General features: G+C 60.1%; 16 protein-coding genes, 1 tRNA gene and 2 pseudogenes. 10 read left to right on the top strand and 9 right to left on the bottom strand.

Features of this window, described 5'->3' with window-relative positions; genetic code table 11:
- The first annotated feature begins 362 nt into the window (after positions 1 to 362).
- Both DDF78_RS02645 and DDF78_RS02640 read left to right on the top strand, forming a co-directional pair.
- Positions 363 to 1,745, top strand: a complete 1,383-nt coding sequence (locus DDF78_RS02645; RefSeq protein WP_152580088.1) for an ATP-binding protein — start codon at positions 363 to 365, stop codon at positions 1,743 to 1,745.
- Positions 1,746 to 1,901: 156 nt separating this feature from the next.
- Entirely contained in the window at positions 1,902 to 4,877 is a 2,976-nt protein-coding gene (locus DDF78_RS02640) for a glycoside hydrolase family 3 N-terminal domain-containing protein (RefSeq protein WP_237564519.1), read from the top strand.
- 255 nt (positions 4,878 to 5,132) lie between these two features.
- Here DDF78_RS02640 and DDF78_RS02635 read toward each other — a convergent pair whose 3' ends face one another.
- From DDF78_RS02635 to DDF78_RS12060, 8 genes are all read right to left on the bottom strand, one after another.
- Positions 5,133 to 6,170, bottom strand: coding sequence for a glycosyltransferase family 2 protein (locus tag DDF78_RS02635; protein ID WP_152580087.1), 1,038 nt, complete (start codon positions 6,168 to 6,170; stop codon positions 5,133 to 5,135).
- A 328-nt stretch (positions 6,171 to 6,498) separates the two neighbouring features.
- Positions 6,499 to 7,359: an aldo/keto reductase gene (locus tag DDF78_RS02630; protein ID WP_152580086.1), complete on the bottom strand. Its 861-nt coding sequence runs from the start codon at positions 7,357 to 7,359 to the stop codon at positions 6,499 to 6,501.
- Positions 7,360 to 7,467: 108 nt separating this feature from the next.
- Entirely contained in the window at positions 7,468 to 8,079 is a 612-nt protein-coding gene (locus tag DDF78_RS02625) for a MerR family transcriptional regulator (protein WP_202613182.1), read from the bottom strand.
- 110 nt (positions 8,080 to 8,189) lie between these two features.
- The gene (locus DDF78_RS02620) at positions 8,190 to 9,077 is read right to left on the bottom strand and encodes an aldo/keto reductase (protein WP_152580085.1); all 888 of its coding nucleotides are present in this window, start codon (positions 9,075 to 9,077) and stop codon (positions 8,190 to 8,192) included.
- Positions 9,078 to 9,219: 142 nt separating this feature from the next.
- Entirely contained in the window at positions 9,220 to 9,618 is a 399-nt protein-coding gene (locus DDF78_RS02615) for a cupin domain-containing protein (RefSeq protein ID WP_152580084.1), read from the bottom strand.
- An 87-nt stretch (positions 9,619 to 9,705) separates the two neighbouring features.
- Positions 9,706 to 10,062 (bottom strand): carboxymuconolactone decarboxylase family protein, encoded by a 357-nt coding sequence (locus tag DDF78_RS02610; RefSeq protein ID WP_152580083.1) that lies wholly within the window; start codon positions 10,060 to 10,062, stop codon positions 9,706 to 9,708.
- Between the two features lie 60 nt (positions 10,063 to 10,122).
- Positions 10,123 to 10,353, bottom strand: a complete 231-nt coding sequence (locus DDF78_RS12065) for a hypothetical protein (RefSeq protein ID WP_237564518.1) — start codon at positions 10,351 to 10,353, stop codon at positions 10,123 to 10,125.
- Positions 10,350 to 10,751 carry a hypothetical protein gene (locus DDF78_RS12060; RefSeq protein WP_237564517.1) on the bottom strand — a complete coding sequence of 134 codons (402 nt, stop codon included), beginning with the start codon at positions 10,749 to 10,751 and terminating at the stop codon, positions 10,350 to 10,352. Before DDF78_RS12060 ends, DDF78_RS12065 begins: the two co-directional genes overlap by 4 nt.
- A gap of 602 nt (positions 10,752 to 11,353) precedes the next feature.
- Here DDF78_RS12060 and DDF78_RS02600 point away from each other — a divergent pair.
- From DDF78_RS02600 to DDF78_RS02565, 8 genes and pseudogenes are all read left to right on the top strand, one after another.
- Positions 11,354 to 11,716 carry a hypothetical protein gene (locus tag DDF78_RS02600; protein WP_152580082.1) on the top strand — a complete coding sequence of 121 codons (363 nt, stop codon included), beginning with the start codon at positions 11,354 to 11,356 and terminating at the stop codon, positions 11,714 to 11,716.
- Complete coding sequence (locus DDF78_RS02595) at positions 11,713 to 12,795, top strand: IS3 family transposase (RefSeq protein ID WP_237564516.1); 1,083 nt, start codon at positions 11,713 to 11,715, stop codon at positions 12,793 to 12,795. The genes DDF78_RS02600 and DDF78_RS02595 overlap by 4 nt, the downstream gene beginning before the upstream one ends.
- Before the next feature lie 169 nt (positions 12,796 to 12,964).
- Positions 12,965 to 13,939, top strand: a pseudogene (locus DDF78_RS12400) (serine/threonine-protein kinase); the annotation flags it as partial.
- A 2,106-nt stretch (positions 13,940 to 16,045) separates the two neighbouring features.
- Positions 16,046 to 17,029, top strand: a complete 984-nt coding sequence (locus DDF78_RS02585) for a DsbA family protein (RefSeq protein ID WP_152580080.1) — start codon at positions 16,046 to 16,048, stop codon at positions 17,027 to 17,029.
- Between the two features lie 192 nt (positions 17,030 to 17,221).
- Positions 17,222 to 17,295: transfer RNA gene (locus tag DDF78_RS02580), tRNA-Thr, on the top strand.
- A gap of 502 nt (positions 17,296 to 17,797) precedes the next feature.
- Positions 17,798 to 19,261, top strand: a complete 1,464-nt coding sequence (locus tag DDF78_RS02575) for an aggregation-promoting factor C-terminal-like domain-containing protein (RefSeq protein ID WP_152580079.1) — start codon at positions 17,798 to 17,800, stop codon at positions 19,259 to 19,261.
- Positions 19,261 to 20,295 (top strand): annotated as a pseudogene (gene rsmA / locus DDF78_RS02570) (16S rRNA (adenine(1518)-N(6)/adenine(1519)-N(6))-dimethyltransferase RsmA); the annotation flags it as partial. The gene DDF78_RS02575 and the pseudogene rsmA, both read left to right, overlap by 1 nt.
- 107 nt (positions 20,296 to 20,402) lie before the next feature.
- Positions 20,403 to 21,029, top strand: coding sequence for a LytR C-terminal domain-containing protein (locus tag DDF78_RS02565; RefSeq protein WP_152580077.1), 627 nt, complete (start codon positions 20,403 to 20,405; stop codon positions 21,027 to 21,029).
- Positions 21,030 to 21,112: 83 nt separating this feature from the next.
- Here the strand turns inward: DDF78_RS02565 and DDF78_RS02560 are convergent, their stop codons facing one another.
- Positions 21,113 to 22,534, bottom strand: a complete 1,422-nt coding sequence (locus DDF78_RS02560) for a CCA tRNA nucleotidyltransferase (protein WP_162000654.1) — start codon at positions 22,532 to 22,534, stop codon at positions 21,113 to 21,115.
- Positions 22,535 to 22,536: the final 2 nt, after the last annotated feature.

The raw sequence follows: 22,536 nt of genomic DNA, 5'->3' as shown, positions 1-22,536 counted from the left end.
GTTTCGTCTTCGCACGAGCTGCCAACCATTCACCGCCGCACAGATTACTGCGACCGCAACGCTTGCCATTTACATACGTTCGCCGCTACTACGATTAAACAGCGCCGCCGCCGACATGACCATGCTCCTGCACAACCTGTCCGTTCGCCCGCACAATCGGTCGCGCAATTGGTTATTGGTTCCATTCGCGGCCTGTGTACAATCTTGACTGCGCAATTCTGAACTCTGCATTTTTGAACAGATTGGCCGTTTTGAACTCTGCATTTTTGAACGAAATCGCCGTTTTGAACTTGTCCATTTTTGACATTATGCTGGTAAACACCAATGATACCAAGGCTTTCCATAGTGACAGGAATATAGGCATGCTGCGCAGAAAAATGACCGACCATCTGCTCGCATGGAGACGCGCGCATACAGGGAAGGCGTTGTTCCTCACGGGAGCCCGCCAAATCGGCAAAAGCACGGTGATACGGGAGTTCGCCAGGCAGGAATATCAGTCATTCGTCGAAATCAATCTGTACGAGAACAGGCCAGCCGCTCGCGCCCTCGCTGCAGCCGACAATGTGCAGGACTTCATCAGCCGCATCGCCCTGTTCGCCACGGCACCGATGCAACCGGGCAAGACACTGATATTCCTTGACGAGGTACAGGAGCAGCCCGACATCATGACCATGGTCAAGTTCTTGGTTGCGGACGGCCAGTTCGACTATGTGCTTTCTGGCTCCATGCTCGGCACCGAACTCAAAGGCGTGCGCTCCTACCCAGTAGGCTCCGTGACGGAAGAGACCATGCGTCCGATGGATTTCGAAGAGTTCTGCTGGGCAATCGGCGTGCAGGAAACGACGCTCGATACGATTCGCGAATCGTGCCGCAGCGTCACCCCGGTTGACGAGCATATCCACGATGCGATGATGACGAATCTTCGCTCCTATCTTGTCGTGGGAGGAATGCCCGAAGTGGTCCAGCGTTTTCTTGACGAGCGCGGCAACCTAGCTGCTGTACGGGCATTGCAGCAGGAGCTCAATCGTCAATATCGTCTTGATATCTCGAAATACGCCGGGAATCGCGCTTTACAGACGCAGGAGATCTTCGACCAGCTGCCGGCCCAACTCGTTGACGGTACTGGCCGCTTTGCCGTATCCTCAATCGGCCAAGGGGCACGTTATGCGCGCAATCAACAGGATTTTCTGTGGCTTTGCGATGCGGGAGTAGCGTTGAAAACCAATTGCGTCACCGAGCCGAAATCGCCATTGAGGCGCACATCGCAATCGCCGAAATTCAAACTGTACCAGTCCGACATCGGCATGCTCATGGCGCGCTACCCCACATCCACCGCGCAGGCGGCGTATCTTGACAATCCTTCGCCGAACCTCGGCGCATTGTACGAGAACCTCATCGCGCAGGAGCTTGCCGCGCAAGGCATCGAGCTGTATTACTATATGGCGAAGAAGCGCGGCGAAGTCGATTTCATCGCCGATACCGAACAAGGCTCCGTCATGCCTTTCGAGGTCAAATCCGGTCGAACCTACCGTGCGCACGCGGCGATTGACGCCGTACTGGCTAACGAAGCATGCCACGTATCGCACGGCATAGTGCTGTCGCGATCAAACGTGATGCGCGATGGCAAAATCACCTACCTGCCGACCTACGCCTCATGGTGCCTGCGCGATATCTGCGATTTGGCGGCCCCGAATCTTGTGAACGAACGCGATGCCGCATTCACGGTGACGACGAGTCCGGTGTAGACAAAGTAAGCGCCAAGATATTACCGAATTCAAGCTGCGTAGCGGCGGCGACAAAACAGCAAAACATGCTTGGAAAATAACAGCCTGTGCCTGCCTTAATCGTCCGCCTCAACGGCTCCTCTATGCTGAGGTAAACGCAGAAAGTAATAACCACAGATGGTTATTCACCCGGTTGGTCGCAACAACGACAGTTCGGCCAAGATGGGTGCGCCTAAGCACAACTGCAAGGAAGAAGAAATGTTAGGAATAGCATGGTCGGACGTCATAGGCGTCTTCGAATCCATAAAATGGTATCTCGTTGTATTTGCAGTCATCGTTATCGTCGCAATGATTGTCGCGATAGCGGTCAGAAAAATAGATGCTCCTCTCAGGAAACTCATCAGAGCCAATGCCATCGTCGTGCCAGTGATTGCATTGGTGGCAGTAGTCAGCATGATTCTCACAGGACCTATGTCGACTCTGCTCAACTTGTCAACTACTACCGCTAAAAACGCGAAGGTCTCTGCTGCCACCACTGCGAAGGCCTCTTCCTTGGCACGCACTATCGCAGGAGAAGGATTCGTCCTACTCAAAAACGACGATAATCTGCTTCCGCTGGCGAATACCTCGAAGCTCAACCTGTTCGGATGGGCTTCGGAGAACCCCGTGTATGGAGGTACCGGTTCTGGTGCCATCAATGCCAATTACCAAATCGAATCGCTTACGGATGGACTGCATAAAGCCGGTTTCAAAACCAATGATGAGCTGACCAACCTCTACAAGAAAATGGGCAGCCGAGACTCTTCAAATGGCACCTTCAATAAAGGCTGGTCGCTCCCCGAAGCCACAAAAAGCCAATACAGCGACAAAGTCATCAACGATGCCAAACGATTTTCAGACACCGCAGTCATCACGCTGGCCCGAGTCGGCGGCGAAGGCTACAACGATATGCCCACAGACATGAGCAAAGTCGCCTATAACAACAATTCCAAGGACTACCCGGATTTCAAGCCGGGCGAAAGCTACCTGCAACCGTCGCAGACAGAGAAGGACATGATCGATACTGTCTGCAGCAATTTCGACAAAGTCATATTCCTGTACAATGGCTCCAACCCCATGGAACTCGGCTTCCTGAACCAATACCGGCAAATCAAGTCTGCTCTCTGGGTTCCTGCGCCAGGCAATGTTGGCTTCGACTCTCTTGGCAAAATCTTCAAGGGCGAAATCAATCCTTCGGGCCGTACGACGGACACTTTCTTGTACGACATGAGGAAAGCTCCTTGGTACAACAATGCCGCTGCCACCAAATACACCAACATGCAAAATATGGCGCTGCATCTTCCAGTCGCAAAAGGCGTCTACTTCGATCTGGCACCATCATTTACCAACTATGTGGAAGACATCTATGTTGGTTATAAATATTATGAAACCGCAGCTTCCGAAGGCGCCATCGACTACGACAGCACAGTCCAATTCCCCTTCGGCTATGGATTAAGCTATACGAAGTTCAGTCAGCACATGGGCGACATCACCAAAGACGGGAAAAACCTCGCTTTTGATGTCACCGTGAAAAATACTGGTGCTGTGGCAGGCAAAGATACCGTGGAAGTCTATTCAAATCCGCCTTATACCAATGGAGGCATAGAAAAGGCTTCAGCTAATCTCATCGTCTTGAAAAAGACAAAAGATCTGAAACCCGGCGAATCACAGACAATAAACATCACATTCCCGATTGAGCAGCTCGCTTCATATGATGACAAGGAGGCTAAGAGCTATATCCTCGAAAAAGGCAACTACCAAATCGCCATTAAATCTGATTCGCACACGGTACTTGGCTCCCGAGATTATACGGTCGGCGATTCCATCACTTACGGAAAGAATAACCCACGCACGAGCGATAAGATAGCGGCCACCAATAAAATCGCTGAGATAGCCGGCGATGTAACCTATCTGTCACGCAGAGATCACTTCGCCAACTTCGCCGCCGCGACGGCAGCGCCTAGTAGCGATGTCCTAGCGCAGAAATACGTCGCCCAGTATCATGTCAATAAGAATTTTAATCCCAGAACATATGATGACAAGAACGCGACCATGCCCGTCACGAATGCCAAAAATAATATCAAGCTCAAGGACTTGCGCGGCGCGAAGGCTGACGATCCACGCTGGGGCAAGCTTCTGGATGAGATGTCGGTTGATGACATGTCCAAATTGACCTCTCTCGCAGGTTTCCAGACGCCTGCCATAGATTCCATCGGCAAGGTCGCCACTACAGATGTTGATGGTCCTGCTGCCATCAACAATAACTTCACCAAGCAGGGCTCAATCGGTTTCCCGATTGCCGTGGTGCTGGCCAATACATGGAACACCGAGCTCGCCCACCAATTCGGGGAAGTAATGGGTCAAATGGCTCGCGAAATGGGAATCGTCGGATGGTACGCGCCTGCGATGAACACGCATCGTACTGCCATCGGCGGCCGAAACTTCGAATATTATTCCGAAGACGGGCAGCTTGCCGGAGCAATCTCGTCCAATGTCGTTTCCGGAGCAAAAGACAAAGGCGTGTACGCCTATATCAAGCACTTCGCCCTATACGACTCCAACGCGATGATGGTGAGCGTCTGGTCAACGGAGCAGGCGGCCCGCGAAGTCTATCTTCGGCCATTCGAGATGAGCGTTAAAGATGGCAAGGCCGATGCGACTATGGTCGCGTGGAGTTTCCTCGGTCCTAAGTGGTCAGGGGAGCAAGGATGGGTAAACACCATCATGCGCGATGAGTGGGGCTTCAACGGCATGGCTCTTACAGACTCTTTCGGTGAAGACGGCCGTGGATTCATGAACGCCGACAATGCCCTCCCCAATGGGGTCGACGCAATGCTTTCCACATATGGCAACGGTCCGAACGTGGTAAATGATAAGAGCAACCCCTCATCTGTTATGCACCTTCGCAACGCGAGTAAGCATATCCTGTACGCCACCGTCAATAGCGGCGCTTATGACGCGGACAGCGTTGCCGTCAAAACGCCGATGTGGAAAACGATGCTTTTCATCGTCAACATCATCGCGGCCGTGCTGATAATCGGCGCTGAGATAGTCATTGTCAGGAAATATCTCAAACGAAGGAACGACATTCCCGGACAGCAGGAACAACATTGATTCTGTCTCTCTGCATGGTCTCTGATTCAGGTTGTATGCCGCATATGGTCTGAATCAGCGTTCCCCTTGCCACGCCTGTGATGACCGGTTTCACAAATTGTGTTTGTGAAACCGGTCACCACAGGCGTTATCTTGTTCACGGGAATTTAAGTGAGGATTCGGGCTATGCATCATTCATGACAAATACTGCTAGTACTTGGCACAAATGATGCAGTCAACGTGCCCGGCACAAGCCAGCCCATACCGCGCTGCCGCTTAGTTGAAGCCGACGATGTGCTCGGCCACGCGGTAGCCTTGGCGGACGATGAAACGGCCGGTTTTGCCGGGCAGGTTGATGGCGCGGGAGACGACTTTGTGGCGCACGTCGTGGCCGATGGCCGGCGACATCGTGTCGATGCGCTGCCAGAGCCGGGTCTTGGCCGCATAGTTGCGCGAGTCCCGCGAAAGAATCAGGAAAGCGCTGGTGACGACGCTGTTGATTGACAGGAAGTGAATCATGTAGCGGTACAGCCCCTCGGGCACCATATCCGGCTCGGGCGTGGCCTCGGCCATCGCGCGGTTGACCAGCTGCAGCTGATCGACGCGGCGAATCATCACGTCGGTCTGCACAGACTGCCCGCTGCGGCCGATGAAATAATGGTAGAACGGCACATCGAGGTACATCAGCGTCCGCACCTGCGGGAAAGGCTGATAGGAGTAAATGAAATCAACGTAGAACGTATGCTCCGGAAGCCGCAGCCCCGAGCGGCGCAGGACGTCCGTGCGGTAGGTGATCGAGTGCATGATCAAGTATTGCGAGACGCCGAAACGACCCAAGTCGTCCCACGTAAGCCTTGCGTTGGGCTGCATCACGTTGTCGAAGCGCACGACGTGCTTGTGCCGCTTACCGACCTTGTCGTACACGTAGTCGGTGATGAGCAGATCGACGGGATTCTCGCTGCCCTGCTGCCCGCGCAGCACCTCAAGCACGCGCTCCAAGGCGTCCGCCCCCACCCAGTCATCCGCGTCCACGACTTTGACGTATGCTCCGCGAGCATGCGCGACGCCGGTGTTGACTGCGCCGCCGTGGCCCTTGTTGGGTTGGTGTATCGCACATACGATGCCAGGCATCTTCGCGGCCCAGACGTCCGCGAGCTGGGCCGTGGCGTCGCTCGAGCCGTCGTCGACGATGATGACCTCGATGTCGTCAACCGACTGCGCGGCGACCAGCGAGCCGACGCAGCGGTCCAGATATTCGTCCATATTGAACGCCGGCACAATGAAGCTGATTGTCTTGCGCGTGCTCTGCCGCATACTCTCCCCGGTCGCTATGCCATCCTGAACGTTCTCGGACCGTCTCGCCGCGCTGGGCGCCGACGTGTTGCCCGAGGTCTGTCTGACCCGGCAGCCGCAAAGCCTAGCCGAAACCCCCGTCCTCTGCGTCGCCCCGTTTCCGGGACTCGGTATGAGACGTGTTGCTGCAACACCCGACCCGGCTCTGTCTGCCTGTCCGCTTGCCAAGATAGCACTTCCACCTTGGCTAGCGACCCTGAACATCCCTGATTTGCACCCTGAGGCACATGACCTGCACAAAACGACGGCTGCGTGTGCTGCCGCCCAGCGCCTAAACTGCCAAAACCGCTTACTTGCCGCTGAACACGGGGAATGCGGCGTCCTCGCCGTAGTCCTTGGCATCGAGGGCTTTGAGCGCATCCATGTCGTCGCCGCTGATTGCGAAGTCGACCTGGGCATTGGCGCGCATGTGCTCCGGATTCGCAGTCTTGGGCAGCGATTGTGTGTCGAGCTGCAGCGTGTAGCGGATGCACAGCTGCGGGACGCTCACGCCGTACCGTTCCGCCATCGCGGCGAGCTGCGGATTGTGCAGAATCGCGCCATGCGCGATCGGCGAGTATGCCTGCACGAGAATATTGTGCGACTGGCAGTAGTCGATCAAATCCAATGGCGTATTGCCCGCGTGGGCCAGCACTTGGTTGACTTGCGGAGTGACGGTCGCGGTTGCGAAGATGTTCTCCAAGTCCGCTTCAATAAAATTCGCGACGCCGATCGAGCGCAGTTTGCCGGCTCGGTATGCATCTTCGAGGGCGCGCCAAGCCGTGCGGTTGCCTTCGGCGTAGTCGCCGCCGCGGAAGTCGTTCCACGGCTGCGGCGCATGGATGAGCATGAGGTCGAAGTAATCCAATCCGGCCTTGCGCAGCGACTCATCGATGGCCGCAGCAGCACCGTCGTAGTCCTTGATTTCCGCCGCAAGCTTCGTGGAGACGAAGATGTCCTTGCGATCCACGCCGCAGGTGCGGATGCCCTCGCCCACGCCGCGCTCATTGCCGTAGGCCTCGGCGGTGTCGATGTTGCGATAGCCGATTGCGACCGCGTCGCGCACTGCCTGCGCCGCCTTGTCGTCATCGATAAGCCACGTTCCCAGGCCAAGCTTGGGGATGGTAACGCCGTTGGACAGCGTGTAGCTTTCGTTCAGCATGTTCGACATTATGTTTGCTCCTTTATCCTGATGGATGTTGTGATAGTGAGTTGATTGGATTGGTTGAGTGCGCTCACTACACGCTCAACACAGGTCGCCCAGCTGATTTGGCCTGAATCATTCCGTCTGGGTCGTCGCACTACCGCGTTGCCGCAATGCGCTGATTTTCGCCGATGCCTCGCTGCCGATGCGTGCTGCCTGATCAGCGTCACCTGCCTTGACCGCCTGCCAGTAGCGGATTTTCAAGGCAACGTACTCCGAACGAACCGCAAGGAATCGCCGTTCCTCGTCAAGCTTCTCCTGCTGCCCACGAAGCAGCTCAATCTCTCGCTGTGCGCCCTCGTCGCCGTTTGACCGGTTCGCCATGTAATCGCGCATCTGCGTCAACGACATGCCTGTGGCGCTCAGGCACGCGATAGTCGACAACGCTTGCAGATTATCGTCGGTGCAGGCACGATGCCCAGAGCTTGGGTCGCGTGCGATGAGCGGAATGAGGCCGATTTGCTCGTAGTAGCGCAGCGTGCTTTCCGGCAGTCCGGAATACGCCGAAGCCTCGCGGATGGAGTGCCAGCGCGTGAAGCGGGCATCGCCTGATGCCTGCGCCGTAGGGCAAAGTGCATCTGCCGAGCAAATCGCATCGGCAGGATTGCCGCACGCGCTGTTCTTAGCTGTTTTCTCAGCGGCGTGCGCGTCAGTGCCTTCGTCAGCATGCTCATCAGTCATGGTCATACCGTGAAGCGTATTGACTTCAAGTACTTGAAGTCAATCGGAGGTCAACCGACAGAGGAGGCACAGCACCAAATAAGGCCGAACGAAACAGCTTTCATGCGGCTTTGGCTCTACCAGCTCTTCTTTTCCGATGCGCCGTCGTGGTTGCGCTTGCGCTCCTCGACCATGCGCGCGAACCATTCGACCATCGCCGGGTCGCGGTGGTCGAAGAACTGGCTCGTCTTGGTGTCGAGCGCGGCGATCTCCGCCATATCCTCGTTACTCAGCGTGAAGTCGAACACGTCGATGTTCTCCTGCATGCGTTCGCGGTGCGTGGATTTGGGGAGCACGATCACGCCGCGCTGTATGTTCCAGCGCAGCATCACCTGCGCCGGGCTTTTGCCATGCTTGGCACCGATTTTCGTGAGCGTCTCATTTTCGAACAGTCCGCCGCGCCCCTCGCCGAACGGCGCCCACGCCTCAAGCCGGATACCGTACTTGCCGGCCCACTGCAGCAACTCGCTCTGCTGGTTGAGCGGATTGGTCTCCATCTGGTTGACCATCGGGACGATGCGATTGAAGTTCGCGAACTCCACCATGCGGTCCACGTAGAAATTCGAGATGCCAATCGCGCGAATCCGGCCTGCGTCATACAGGTCCTCCAACGCGCGCCACGCCCCATAGGCATCGGAAAACGGCTGGTGCAGCAGCATCAAATCGAGGTAGTCCGTGCCCAGTTTGCGCATGGACTCCTCCACCGACGCTTTCGCGGCATCATAGCCATAATGCTCAAGCCAAACCTTGCTCGTCAGGAAGATGTCCTCGCGCCGCACACCCGACTTGGCAATCGCCGCGCCGACCTGCTCCTCGTTGAAATAGCTTTGCGCCGTATCGATCAGCCGATAGCCGCAATCCAGCGCATCCAGCACGCAGCGCTCGCACTCCTCCTGCGTCACCTGATACACGCCGTAGCCCAGCACCGGCATCTCCACGCCATTGCGTAACGTCACCGTTTCCATAGTTGCTCCTTCATTTCGTGCCCTTTTATCTGTAATCCCGTATCTGTAATCCTGCGTGATTGTGTGCGTTTGCCCTTGTCGAGCGCTGCGGCGAGGCGACACGATGCGGCCCAACTGGTCTCAGCTTGCCCCGCAGCAGTTCCTACCGAAGCTCGGCGTATGCCTTGGCGTCGACCGGTTCGAGCCATTCGTTCCACGCGCCTTCCTGCGGGGCCATGATGGCGATATGCGCGAAGGGCTCGTCAGCGCAGGCACCGTGCCAATGTTTGGTTTCCGGCGGAATGTAGGCCGTCTCGCCAGGTTTGAGCTCATGCGCCGGCTGGCCCTCGATCTGGTACCAGCCGCGACCGCCCACCGCCAGTAGAATCTGGCAGGATTTGTGGTGAATGTGCCAATGATTGGTGCAGCCCGGCTCGAAAGTCACGTTGCTCACCTGCACAGTGCTGTCGGATGCGAGCGGCGCCAGATAGCTCTGCCCGTCAAAATACTGCGCGTATGCGTTGTTCGGCTCGCCGATGGGGAATGCGCTGGGATTGTTCATGATGGCTCCTTTGTGTGGGTTGTCGTCTGGTTGCGTCTGGTTGCCATGTTGGTTGAGCTCTGCGCATGCGCTGCGGAAAGCTCAGCCCTATTCAGCCCCGCTGGTCTCACCGCCCGGCTCTTCCGACTCGCCCCAGACCTCTTTGGCCCGGTTGAATGCCGACCAGGCCTTGGGCCAGCCGGTATAAAACGCCAGCTGCGTGATCTCCTCCACGATCTCCTCACGCGTGATGCCGTTGCCCTTGCCGATGCGTAAGTGGTCGCCAAGCTGCTCGGTGTTGCCCGTGCTGATAAGCGCCGCAATCGTGATCAGCGAGCGGTCGTGCGCCGACATTTCATTCTCGCGGCTCCACACTTCGCCGAAGAGCACATCATCATTGAACGCCGCGAACTGCGGTGCGAATGCGCCTAATCGCTCACGCCCTGCCGTCTGTTTCTTAGCCATGTCAACATCCTTCCGTCGCGAAGCCGGCCTATCCGGCCCGATAGCCCCGAGACTACGACTTCAAGCCCGCTCGAAGTCAAATACAGCAGGTCCAGCCGCTGATGCAGCCATTCGCGCATCGGCACCAAGCCTTGGCACGCCCGCCTGCTCAAGTTTGGCGACCAGCCCGACTCGCTTGCTCACCTCGTCGAAATCCGTCCTGATAATCGTGTGCACACCTGCGCGCCGCAACGCTGCCTCCCGCTCGCGCTCCTCGTGGACAATCCGCCGAACGCCGCGCCCCTGTGTCATCTGCGTATCGGAGTACTTGCCCGCGCCATCGTATTCCAGCACGATGATGCGGCGTCGGGCAAATACCACACGAAATCGACGCGGTATATGACTGAAGGATTGCGCGGGTCAACGAACTCCTGCTGCAGCTGCGGTGACGGGAACCCCTCCTCGATAGTCACCGCGCGGCAAAACGACTCGCCGCCGTTCTCACTCAAAGGATCGGCATAGCGCAGCAGCATGCCCACCTCAGCCACATCGACACTTTTCCGGTTCACAACCTGACCGCACGTCGCCGCAACGGCGTCCTTCTTCGTCAGGTCTTGCCGCAGCGCGGAATCGACCATGGGCATCGCATGAATGAACGGATAGCGAGCCGCACAATGCACCAGCGTCTGCGCAGGGGAGGTGACCAGCACACCACCGCATCGATACGGTCTGACGACGGGGGCATGGATACATCTCAATTTCGGATGACGGTTTGTGTTGACTGAGTGCGGTGCAGCAATATAGACAAACCCGTCGCGATGGAGCGACCACGAGTGCTCAAGTCCAAGGACGGCTGCAGCGCTTATGCCAGCGAATACCCAATCAGGATGTAGGAGAGCCAAGGCTCGTATAAGATGCACAGAACGCTGCGTGGGGTTAAGCGTGCGCACATGCTCCGCCCGCGCATACACATTGCGATATACGCAGAGCAATTCCCCTGCATGCACGCGGCGCATCATGGCCCTGCGCTCTGCCGGGGTAGTCCCTGAGAAGAATCGACCCTGCGACTCCGCCTGAGCAATAATCTTTTCAACCACATCATGACGTCTCATACCATGACGCTATCCAAAATCGCCATCGCAGCATATGAAAACACGGCAATGTGGTCGAAGGGTTGGCCTCTCGGCGTGTTGTGGATAAGTACTGGTGCATTATGCCCCTTTTGTGACGCTAGACCGGGGGTTTGCGTCACGAAAGGGGCAGTCCCCTGGCTGGCAGTCTGGTTGTGAACCATTCTCGGGAGGAGGAGATCATGACTGAGTCGTTTCGTAGTGTAGGGATTTCTGTCGAGGAGAAACGCGAGCATGTGCTGGCGTATCTGAGCGCGCCCCGGGGCGGGAAGGGGGCGTATCTCGAGGAGCACCGGATCACGCGGGATCAGATGAGTTCCTGGAAGAGCGCCCTGGCTGACGGGGATCTCGGCGCGGGCCTTGTTCCCCGGCATACTGGTTCCATGACGAAAAGAGATGTCGCGGAGATCAGGCGCCTCCAGCGCGAGCTCGAGAGAACGACCGCTGACCTGGAAAGGATGCGCACTGCCGCTGATTGCCTGGGAAAAGCTATCGACGTCTTGCGGGAGCATGGCGTCGCCTCAGACAAGGACGAATCGCGTTGAGTCCCGCGCAGGAGACACAATACGAGAACGGGCTGGCGCTCGAGAACACGCTGATCAGCGATCTTCTTGGCGCGGGATTCTCCCAGAACCAGGCCTTGAAACTGATCGGCCTGTCCAAGGCGTCCTTCCATTACCGCACTTCTCCCAGGCCCCGGGCGATCGATCCGGTTCCCCATCGCCGGCGTTCCCATCCCGCAGCGCTGACGGCGGCGGAGAAAGACCGGATCATAGAGAGCCTGAGCGCCTCGGGAGTCAGCATCGAGGAAACGTATTACCGTGATCTCGACCAGCAGGAAGTCGTGGCATCGCTATCGAGCTACCACAGGGTCGCGCGCCAGGAAGGCATCGCCACGGCCGCGACCGGATCCAAGCGCTCCCGGGGCCCTCGCGCCCCGCGCCGGGCCCCCGTGCTGGTCGCGGCCGGCCCCGCCCAGATCGCGTGCTGGGATATCACCTACCTTCCCGGGCCGTTCCGGGGAGTGCATTACGCCCTGTACCTGATCATCGATCTGTTCTCCCGGATGATACTGGGCTGGACCATCCATGAGCGCGAGGACCAGTTCGTCGCCGAGCGGCTCATGCGCCAGGTGATCCAGGCGCACCAAGGAGCCCTCAGGACCGTCCATTCCGATAACGGCGCGGCGATGACCTCCAAGCGCATGAAGGAGCTCCTCGCCAGGAACAGCATCGCCCAGTCGCTAATCCGTCCCTCTGTCAGCAACGACAACGCCCAATGCGAGTCCTTTTTCCGGACCGTGAAATACTCTCCCGCATGGCCCGGCGCGTTCGAGAGCATTCAAGCAGCCGAGGAATGGTTCGGGCAATTCGTAGAGATCTACAACCATCAGCACCACCACTGCGGGCTCGCGGGCTTCACCCCCGCCTCGGTATTCGATGGAACCTGGCTCGCTGCCGCCCAGGCCCGGCAAGCTACTCTCGACAGCCTCTACCAAACACACCCCGAACGATATGCGCACCCGCCGCAAATCAAGATCCCGCCAAACACCGTCACGCTGAACCTCGCGCCAAACAACAAAACCCACAGCCCATCAACCCTCGCAGAACTCCTAGCGAGCTAACCAAACCAACCAACCGGTTCACACCAGATTGACAACCAGCGTCGGTATGGAGTAGTGCCCCTTTTGTGACGCTAAGGGCAGGAGTGAGTGAGTTCGGTTGGAGCACGCAATCCCGGGAAGTGTTGCGAGTGCAGCCCGAGCACGAGATCGTTGACCGGGACTGGCTAGGATGGGAGGCATGAGCGATCTGAACGCGATGAATCTGGAGCCTGGCGAGGTTGTGGGCGGCTACGAGCTGGTCTCGCGGCTGGGCGGCGGTGCCATGGGGTCCGTCTGGCGGGTGAGCGACGGGGGCGGGCAGACCTATGCGATGAAGATACTGCGCGATTCGTTTGTCGAGGAGGGTTCGGACGACGGGATGGGAGTCGGGCCGGGCGATGATGAAATAGGTGACGGCGGTAATCAGACAGCCGATGGCAGCGGCTATGGCTCCGGCGGCGGGCAAGGGCGCGAGCGCGACCAGCTCACGGCCCGCGAGCGCCTGCGCCGCGAAGCGATGGCGCTGCAGAAGGTGCGGCATCCGGGCGTATGCAGCATCGTGGATATGGAGCTTGATGATTCGCTGGCCTTCATCGTCACCGAGCTGATCGAGGGCAAGAATCTGCGTCAGGACGTCGACGCGAACGGCCGGTACACCGGCGACGATCTGGAACGATTGGCGCGCAAGCTCATTGACGCGGTCAAAGCGGTGCATGCCGCAGGCATCGTGCACCGCGACATCAAGCCGACCAATGTGATGATCTCGGCGAGCGGGCCGGTGCTGGTGGATTTCGGCATCGCGATGGGGGAGGGCGAAAGCCATGTGACCCGTACTGGGTTGGTGATGGGCACGCCTGGATTCATCGCCCCGGAAATCATCGATGGCGCGGAATCCGACGAAGCCACCGACTGGTGGTCACTTGCCTCGGTGCTGGCGTTCTCGGCTACCGGTTACCCGGTGTTCGGCACGAAGCCGATGATGGCCGTGCTGGAACGCGAGGCCTCCGGCAATGCCAATCTCACCGGGCTGCCAGCGGGCACGATGGCCGCCCTGCGCACGGCACTGAACCCGAATCCGCACAGACGCAATTCGCCAGATGAGCTGCTGCGCGCAATCTCGCTTGATGCACTCAATCCCTTCGCGTGGGAGGATGCGCAGGCTGGCTCGGCTGGCTTGAACGGGCAGGGCGACTTGAACAGTCAGAGCGCCGACTCGACCAATCAGCTCGCCCCGAACGGCGGCAATTCACAGGGGCAGCAAGGACTGCAAGGGCACGAGCCACAGGGAAACGGGGCGATGCGCCCTTTTGAGTCCGGCGATTTCGGCCCGGAGGCCGAAACTCGCGCCATGCCGTCGCTGACCGTCAATCCGGACAATCTACGCTCGCTGTGGCCCCGTGACGACGCCGGGACGCAACTGCTGCCGCATACTGACACGCCAACTGCAAGCCGCAGCAATGCAGCGCCGACGATGCTGGTGCCTGCGAATCAGGACGGCGAAACACGTACCGTGCCGACGTCGCTGCAGCAATCTGCAGCAGCGCCCACAGTCTCTCTGCGGCAAGACGGCACGACACCTTTCGCACGCATACCCAATCCGCAGGGCGAGGAAACCGTCAATCTGCGCGCTGCAAGCCGCAGCAATCCGGATAACGCCGATGCCGCTATGCCTACGACGGCAATCGACCCCGCCACACGTCCAGCGTTACAACGTCTGGCAGGTCGCTCGACCGCCTTCGCAGCACCTGATGAAGCAGCCACGCAGTTCGTGTCATCAGATACCACGCCCATCAATTCGCAGGCCGCAGCGCCATCGATCGCTGCATTATCGGCCACCGTGCCGCTGCCAACCGCGACTGCACCGTTCACGACCACCCCTACTGCACCATCGCCCGCCGCGCAGGACATGACGCAAGCCACAGTTCCGTTAAACACAGTGCCATTGACTACCGCACCATCGGTAACTATGCCCCTGACGGTTCCACTGGCATCGTCTGCCGCAACATATCCGAACGCTGCGGATGCACAGGTACTCGCCCCAACTTCAGTCCTCCCTACATCAACACCAGCTCCCACGCCAGAGTTCGCGCCCCGATTCGTCCCCGCATCGACAGCATCGGCGACTGCAGCGCCAGCAGCAGCGCAGGCACCCACGCCAGATTTGGCAGGCATCCAGCAGCCAGTCGTTGCGGCTCCGGAAGTCATGCCTCCCAACCCTGCGGATATCAGGCGCGCCCAGACGCTTGCGCGCGGCCGCATCGCACTGTGGATGCTCACGATTCCCGTGGGGCTGCTCATGGCCGGAATGCCCGTCATAGTGCTAATCACCGTTACCGTGCTGCTGTGGATGCTGTTCGCCGCCGGCTTCAACGAGTCCGCACAGCTGGATCGCGAGGCCAGGCGCGGGGGAGTGCGCAAAGGCAGTGACACCGCGCTGCGCCTGGCCACGCTGCCCTGGCATATCGTCAAAGCCCTGCCCGCAGCCCTCGGCCACGCGGCGCTGCTGCTGGTATCGTCGGCGCTGATCACGGCTGTGGCCGCACTCGTTGTGCCGTTGCCGGTCGCCAAAGTGTACGTGCAATTGCATAATTGGGCGGTGCCCATCCTGTTGCTGCCCGGAGGCACCTGGTCGGCAAGCGCCGCAGTGCTGGGCGCGGCCGGCGGCTTTGGCTGGCTGATTGCAGCGCTCGTCATCCGCTCAGCGAATCTTACGCTCGGAGCCGGCTCGCTGCTCACCGCGCCGCCGAAGCCGCGCGCAGACAAGGCAGCCGCAACAGGCGCAGATCAGGCGCATGCGGGCAACGGATACGCGGGCGAAACGCAGCAGCAACCTCCAGCGAGCAGCGTCGGAATCAGCACCGAACCGGCACACACAAACACAGGCACAAGCCTGCTCAGGAAACGCGTGCTCATGCCGGCGCTCTGGGTGCTCGTGACGCTGGCGGCGCTGGCCGTGCTGGCGTCCAACCAGTCGATATCCTGGGAGCCGCTGATGGCCCTGGTCTCGTACGCGTAGGTCGTGCATAGGCAACACATAGACGTGCCCAGCTTCCGCCAGCTCACGCCGCCAAATCCCAGCGCAAAGCGTCAAGCCCCTGCCCCACCAAACACCAGCAAACTTTCACGCCCCATTGCCCGAACATACAGGGTCATCCGTTATGATGGGCGGCGGTAATTGTGTGAAAGGTCGTGGAGAGCCCGCGTTGGACGCGCGGCACGGCCTCCACCAGCATGAATAGCATGAACATTCATCACAGCATGAAGGACAGGCATGGCAGGCACGAACAGTCAGGACAACAGGAACAAGGCGGCCAAGCGCCAGGCGCGCGCCGACCGCCAGGCCGCGACCGCGGCGGCGCAGCAGGCGCAGGCCGAGCAGGCGGCCAAGGAGCGCCGGCAGCAGACGATTATCGGCGCAGTGGTCGTCGCCATCGTCGTGGTGCTTATCGCGGTCATCGGCATCGTGGTCTACCACAACGTCCACAAAAGCAACGCCACGAAGAATCTCACCGTCCAAGACGCTTACTCGCAGCTGCAGAACGTAAAAAGCACGCCGAAGGGTGCCAACGACAAGGGCGGTTTCCTGATCTCGAAGGACGGCTACGGCAAGAAGGTGGCGGGCGTGCCGACAGTGGGCGAGTACTTCGACCCACTGTGCCCCGGCTGCGCGAACTTCAACCGCGAGGTCGACCCCACCCTCAAGTCCCTGATGGATGCCGGGCAGATCAATCTTGAGCTGTATCCGATGTCCTTCCTGGACGGGTCGTCCACCGACCAATATTCCAGCCGCGCATCCGGTGCAATCGCCTATATCGCCGGCCACGACGACAATCCGGACCACCTGGTGAGCTTCATCGCCAGCATCTACGCCGCAAACTTCCAGCCCGAGGAGGGCCAGAACTACAAGCCCGTCAGCGATGCCGCCCTCAAGGAGCAAGCGCTGAAGGCCGGCGTGCCCGAGTCGGTGGCGAGCAAGGCCTTCGGCCGCGAGTACCAGGACTGGCTCAGCGCGATCAACACCTACACGCCGAAGCGCCCCGAGCTGTGGAACACGGAGGGCCAGAACAAGGGCGCCATGACCACGCCGACCGTGACCTTCAACGGCACAACGCTGGACATGACCAAGGTTTCCAGCCTTGGCATGGACTTGAAGACGGCCGTGCTGAACTCGATCGGACTCACATCGAGCCAGGTCGGCAAGGAAGGCCAGCTGCCGTCGATCGGCGCAAGCGGCAAGCCTGTCAGCCTGGGCTAGCCCGGCTGACACGCGCGAGCGGCATCCGGCTATATGCCAGTCGCATAAAGGAGTAACGTAAGCTCCGAGTTGTGGGGCAGCAGCAACACGCGACATACGCTATCGTACTTTGTGTGCGGCTGCTATGCTTGTCATTCGTTCCCGTGAATCATCACCGCCGGTTGTGCGGCGACCTGCACAGGAGCGAGGCAGGCCTCCTTAGCTCAGATGGCCAGAGCGGCCGCCTTGTAAGCGGCAGGTCGTCGGTTCGATCCCGACAGGAGGCTCGAAATCGTGAGGGATGGCGTAGAGTGGTAGCTACGTATTCCATACGATTGAAAGAAACTTACCCTCGAGTAAGGTGTCAGAAGTCTTAACCCCCCAACTATAGACTTCTGACCGTCGAGATGGCACCACCCCAACCGGTGTCATCTCATGGGGGGCGGAAAAATCCCCTTCTCTTCCGCCCCTCACTACTTCTCCGGGGAACTGCGATGATGCATTTCCCCGGGAAATCCGGACAATGCCTGCGGCACACTGCCTTGCACTACCGACAGCGCAGCCCTGTCACAGCTCAGCACAGCCAACTCACAGTCCTGCTACAGCACCTCCACAGCTCCGGCGCAGCCATGCCACAGCCTCCTTGCAGCTTTGGCGCAAATGTAAGGAAATGGCTGACGCTTGGTGCTCCTTGCTGACCGCGAGGCCAGAAAACGGTAGAATGCAAGCCGTAGCATCCGTGCGGGGCGCAGCCGTGCCTCGCATCGGCAAAGCAGGAATGAGGACGATATGGCATATCGGTGGACACCGCAGCGGTTTGTGACGCTCCGGCGAATCCGCATCATCTGCTGCGTGGTATCCCTTGTGCTGGCCTCCGGCCTCACCTTCGGGCTCACGGCACGCAAAACCGTCGCGCTGAGCGTCAACGGCGATACCCGGACAGTCAGCACCTATGCGACGAGCGTGGCCAGGCTGCTGCAGGAGCAGCATGTGGACATCAAAACACACGATTTCGTGCAATCCACGTCGGGCAGGAGCCTCACCGACCATGCCGTGGTCACGGTGCGCAGCGCCTACCAGACCACGATCACGATCAACGGCAAGGAAGTGCCTTTCTGGACGGTGGCCACCAGCGCCGATCAGCTGCTGGGCTTCTTCGCTGAGAACGAACATCAGGCTTCCAAAATCACCGTCAACATCGGCAATATCTACAACAAGCTGACCGGCGGCCTGGCCATCAACACCAACGGACCAGTCACCGTCATCGCTGACGGCAAGACCTCCCAAGCGCCAGACGGACGCCTTCCCGCCGCCTCGATTCTGGATTCCAAAGGCATCGTGCCCGGCAAGAACGACCGCATCAGCGTCGAAAAGGACGGCACCGAAACCATACTGCGCGTGCAGCGCGTCACCCACGGCGAGCAGACGCGCACCGTTGCCATCCCCTTCAGCACCCAGACCATCATCGATCCCTCACTCGAGCCGGGCCAGACGGTGATCCAGCGCCAGGGCGTGGACGGCGAGCGCCAGGACGTGATCGACGTCACCTACGTCGACGGCAAGGCGGAAAGCGAAAGCGTGCAGTCGCAGACGACCACGAAGGTCGCAATCGATCGCATCGTCGCCGTAGGGCCGGATAAGCCCAGCACATCGACGGACGACAGCAAGGCAAAAGCGGACAGCAAGTCGGACGCCAGCACAAGCAGCCCCAGCAGCAGTGCCAGTGGCGATGCCACAGCGACGCCGAGCCAGCAGCCGAGCTCCACGCCGAGCCCGAGCGACACGCCATCGGCGTCTTCTGCACCCGCCCAGCCGGTCACTCCTACGACTGCACCTACGTCTGCTGCGCCTGCACCTGCACCAAAGCCCGCACCCGCTCCGGCACCAGCCCCTGCACCGGCTCCGGCGCCTGCGCCTGCTCCCCAGCCCACCGGGCTATGGCATCCCTCTGCGGCCCAGGCTCAGGCCTACGCGGCCGGAGCAGCCGCACAATATGGCTGGACCGGCCAGAATTGGAGCGACCTCGTCAGCCTGTGGAACCGGGAATCGAGCTGGCAATGGTACGCGGAGAACAGCTCCTCCGGCGCCTATGGCATCCCGCAGTCGCTGCCCGGCAGCAAGATGGCTGTTTTCGGTGCCAATTGGCGCGATGACGCCGCCATCCAGATTGACTGGGGGCTGAACTACATCTCAGGTGTCTACGGCAGCCCGTCTGCGGCATGGGCGCATTCCAACAAGTATGGATGGTACTGATGGCGTCCACGCCGCCCCATGCGGGGCAGCACGCGACGCTACCGGTCGATGAACCGAGCGGAGCCGCAAACGCAGCTGACGCAAGCGGGCATCTGCTCGGTGCGGCCGACATCCGCCGCATCGCGGCCGAAGCCGGCATCAGCCCTACGAAAAAATACGGGCAGAACTTCGTCATCGACCCGGGAACCGTGCGGCGCATCGTGCGCGAAGCCGGTGTGCAGCCCGGCGACCATGTGCTTGAGATCGGCCCAGGGCTTGGCTCGCTGACCCTGGCGCTGCTCGAAGCCGGAGCTGTGGTCGACGCCGTGGAGATCGACCCGGAGCTGGCCGCACGGCTGCCGCGAACCGTGGCGCAGTTCATGCCGCGGGCGCAGAGCAGCTTCGCCGTGCTGCAACGCGACGCGCTGACCCTGCAGCCGAGCGATCTGCCGACGCTTGCATCGTGTGAGCGTTTCACCCTCGTCGCCAATCTGCCCTACAACGTGGCCACGCCGATCGTGCTGACTCTGCTGGAACGATTCGACAATCTCGACCGCTTTCTTGTCATGGTGCAAAAGGAAGTCGCCGACCGGCTGGCGGCGACGCCCGGCGGCAAGGTCTACGGCACGCCGAGTGTGAAGCTCGCGTGGTACGGCACCGCCGAACGGGTGGGACTCGTAGGGCGCAACGTATTCTGGCCGGCGCCCAACGTCGATTCGGCGCTGGTGGCTTTTTCGCGCAGCACTGATCGCCATCCCGACGGCGGCGCTGCTGACAATATCGACAGTGCCGTCAGTGCCGATGGCATCAACAACACCGCTGACTCCAACGACCACACCGCCCACACCGAAGAACCGCACGTACCCGGCGAGCGCGAACGGGTGTTCCGACTCATCGATGCCGCATTCGGCCAGCGCCGCAAGACGCTGCACGCCGCGTTGCGCCGCCTGGTGCCCGACGAAGCCTACGCCCGAGCCGGCATCGATCCGACCCGGCGGGGCGAGACGCTGACCATCGAGGAATTCGCGACGCTGAGCCGGGCCGTGGAGTCCTGCGAGGCGTCAGCCAGTGACGGTACTGTGAATCCAGACATAGTACATGCAACCGTGCATGCAACCACTGTGCATTCAGATACTGGCTTGGAGCAAAGAGGATCAGGGATATGACCGGAGCATTCGATGAGCGCGAGGCGCGCAAGGAGTACGTTCGCCACCGTCAGACCATCGTGTTCAGCATTGTTGCCGCAGTGCTGGTCGTCGCGCTGATCATCGCCACGCTTTTCTACACGCACATTCTGGGCCGGGTGGCCAGCACGTCGCCCACAGCACAGCCGAATTATGGCGTCCAAGTGCCATGTGCGCCGAAGGATCAGGACGGCAACGCTAGCAAGTACGCGGACAATGCGAGCGTGAGCGTGCGGCTGCTGAACGGCACCAAATTCACCGGATTCGCCAAAGCCGTCGGTGATGCCTTGGCGAATCGCAACTTCAAAGTGACCGCCATCCAGACCTATAATCGGCAGAATGTGGAGCGCACCACCATCTACTTCGGCAAGGGCGCCATCCCGCAGGCGTATACGGTCGGCGCGAACTTCACCGATGCCATCCTGAAAATGGACGACCGCCAGGACAATCTTATCGACGTGGTGCTGGGCGCGACCTTCAACGATCTCAAAACGCAGAAGAAGGTTCCTGTCGCCGGTGGCAACATCACCAGCATCGCAGGCTGCGTGCCGGCCGACAAGATGACCAAGCTGCCCCAGGCCATCCAGCACGACCCTGCGCAGTAGGTTTCCGGCAAGGACCGCGGCGGCTCTTTCGGTCACTAGTCAGTCTGTGGGCATAACGGTGTTGCGCACCGTCCTTCGCGACCTTAACGGTTCTGTTGTTCGCCGAACCACCGATGCAGTTCCGCAACAGCTGTCTCGTGCTCGACCGGGCCGTTATCCAGGCGATATTCGAGCATATGCTTGTAGGCCTTGCCGACCAGCGGGCCGGGCTTGATGCCCAGAATCTCGATGATCTCGTTGCCGTTCACATCCGGCCGGATCGCCTCGAAGTCCTCGCGCTCCTTGAGCTCGCGCACGCGCTGCTCCATCTCGTCCATCGCCGCGGAGAACTGCATCGCCTTGCGCTTGTTCTGCGTGGTCGCGTCGGCGCGGGTCAGGCGGTTCAGCCGCTCGTACAGGTGCCCGGAGTCCTTCACATAGCGCCGCACGGCGGAGTCGGTCCACGGCTCGTCCACATAGCCGTGGAAACGCAGGTGCATATTGACCAGCTCGCTCACATCGTCGATGGTGCGCCGGTCGAAATGCAGCGCCTTGAGCCGTTTGCGCGTCATCTTCGCGCCTACTGCGTCATGATGATGGAAGCTGACCTTGCCGCCCGGCTCATAGCGCCGTGTGCGCGGCTTGCCGATGTCATGCAGCAGCGCAGCCAGCCGCAGCACCGTATCGGGCGCGGGCACCGGGCCGTCGGGGCCGGTTTCCAGCTTCACCGCGCGGTCGAGCACTTCCAGGGAATGCTCGAACACGTCCTTGTGACGGTGATGCTCGTCGATTTCGAGGCTCAGCGCCGGGACTTCCGGCAGCACGATATCGGCCAGCCCCGAGTCCACCAGCGCCTCGACGCCTTCGCGCGGGCGGTCGGAGAGCATGAGCTTGACCAGCTCGTCGCGCACGCGCTCGGCCGAAACGATGCCGATGCGCTCCACCATGTCGCTGATGGCCTCGGCGGTGCCGGCCTCGATGCGAAAGCCGAGCTGCGCCACGAAGCGCACGGCCCGCATCATGCGCAGCGGATCGTCTTCAAAGGACTGGTACGGGTCCACCGGCGTGCGCAGCAGCCCTTTGGCCAAGTCGGCCGCGCCGCCGAAAGGGTCCATGAATTCCAGCTCGGGCACGCGCAGCGCCATCGCGTTCACCGTGAAATCACGACGCGACAGGTCGCCGTCGAGCGAATCGCCGTAATCGACTTCGGGCTTGCGCGAATCCGAATCATAGGTATCGCTGCGATAAGTCGTGATCTCGGCCTGCACCTCGGTGCCGTCCTCACGCCGACGCATCGCTCCCAGCGTGCCGAATTTGCGGCCCATGTCCCAAAAACCGTCACGGCCCCAATGCCGCAGAATCGGCTCAAACTGCTCAGGGCGTGCCGAAGTGCAGAAATCCAGGTCATGCGAGCGCCGATGCAGCAGCATATCGCGAACCGGGCCGCCCACCAACGACAGCTCGTAGCCCTGAGCCGCGAACAGCCGCCCCAATTCAACGGCCTCAGGCCATACTTCGAACTCCACGC

Source organism: Bifidobacterium tibiigranuli, assembly GCF_009371885.1.
GTDB lineage: Bacteria > Actinomycetota > Actinomycetes > Actinomycetales > Bifidobacteriaceae > Bifidobacterium > Bifidobacterium tibiigranuli.
The sequence above is the reverse complement of the archived record's forward strand: the minus strand, read 5'-3'. Positions and strand labels throughout refer to the sequence as shown.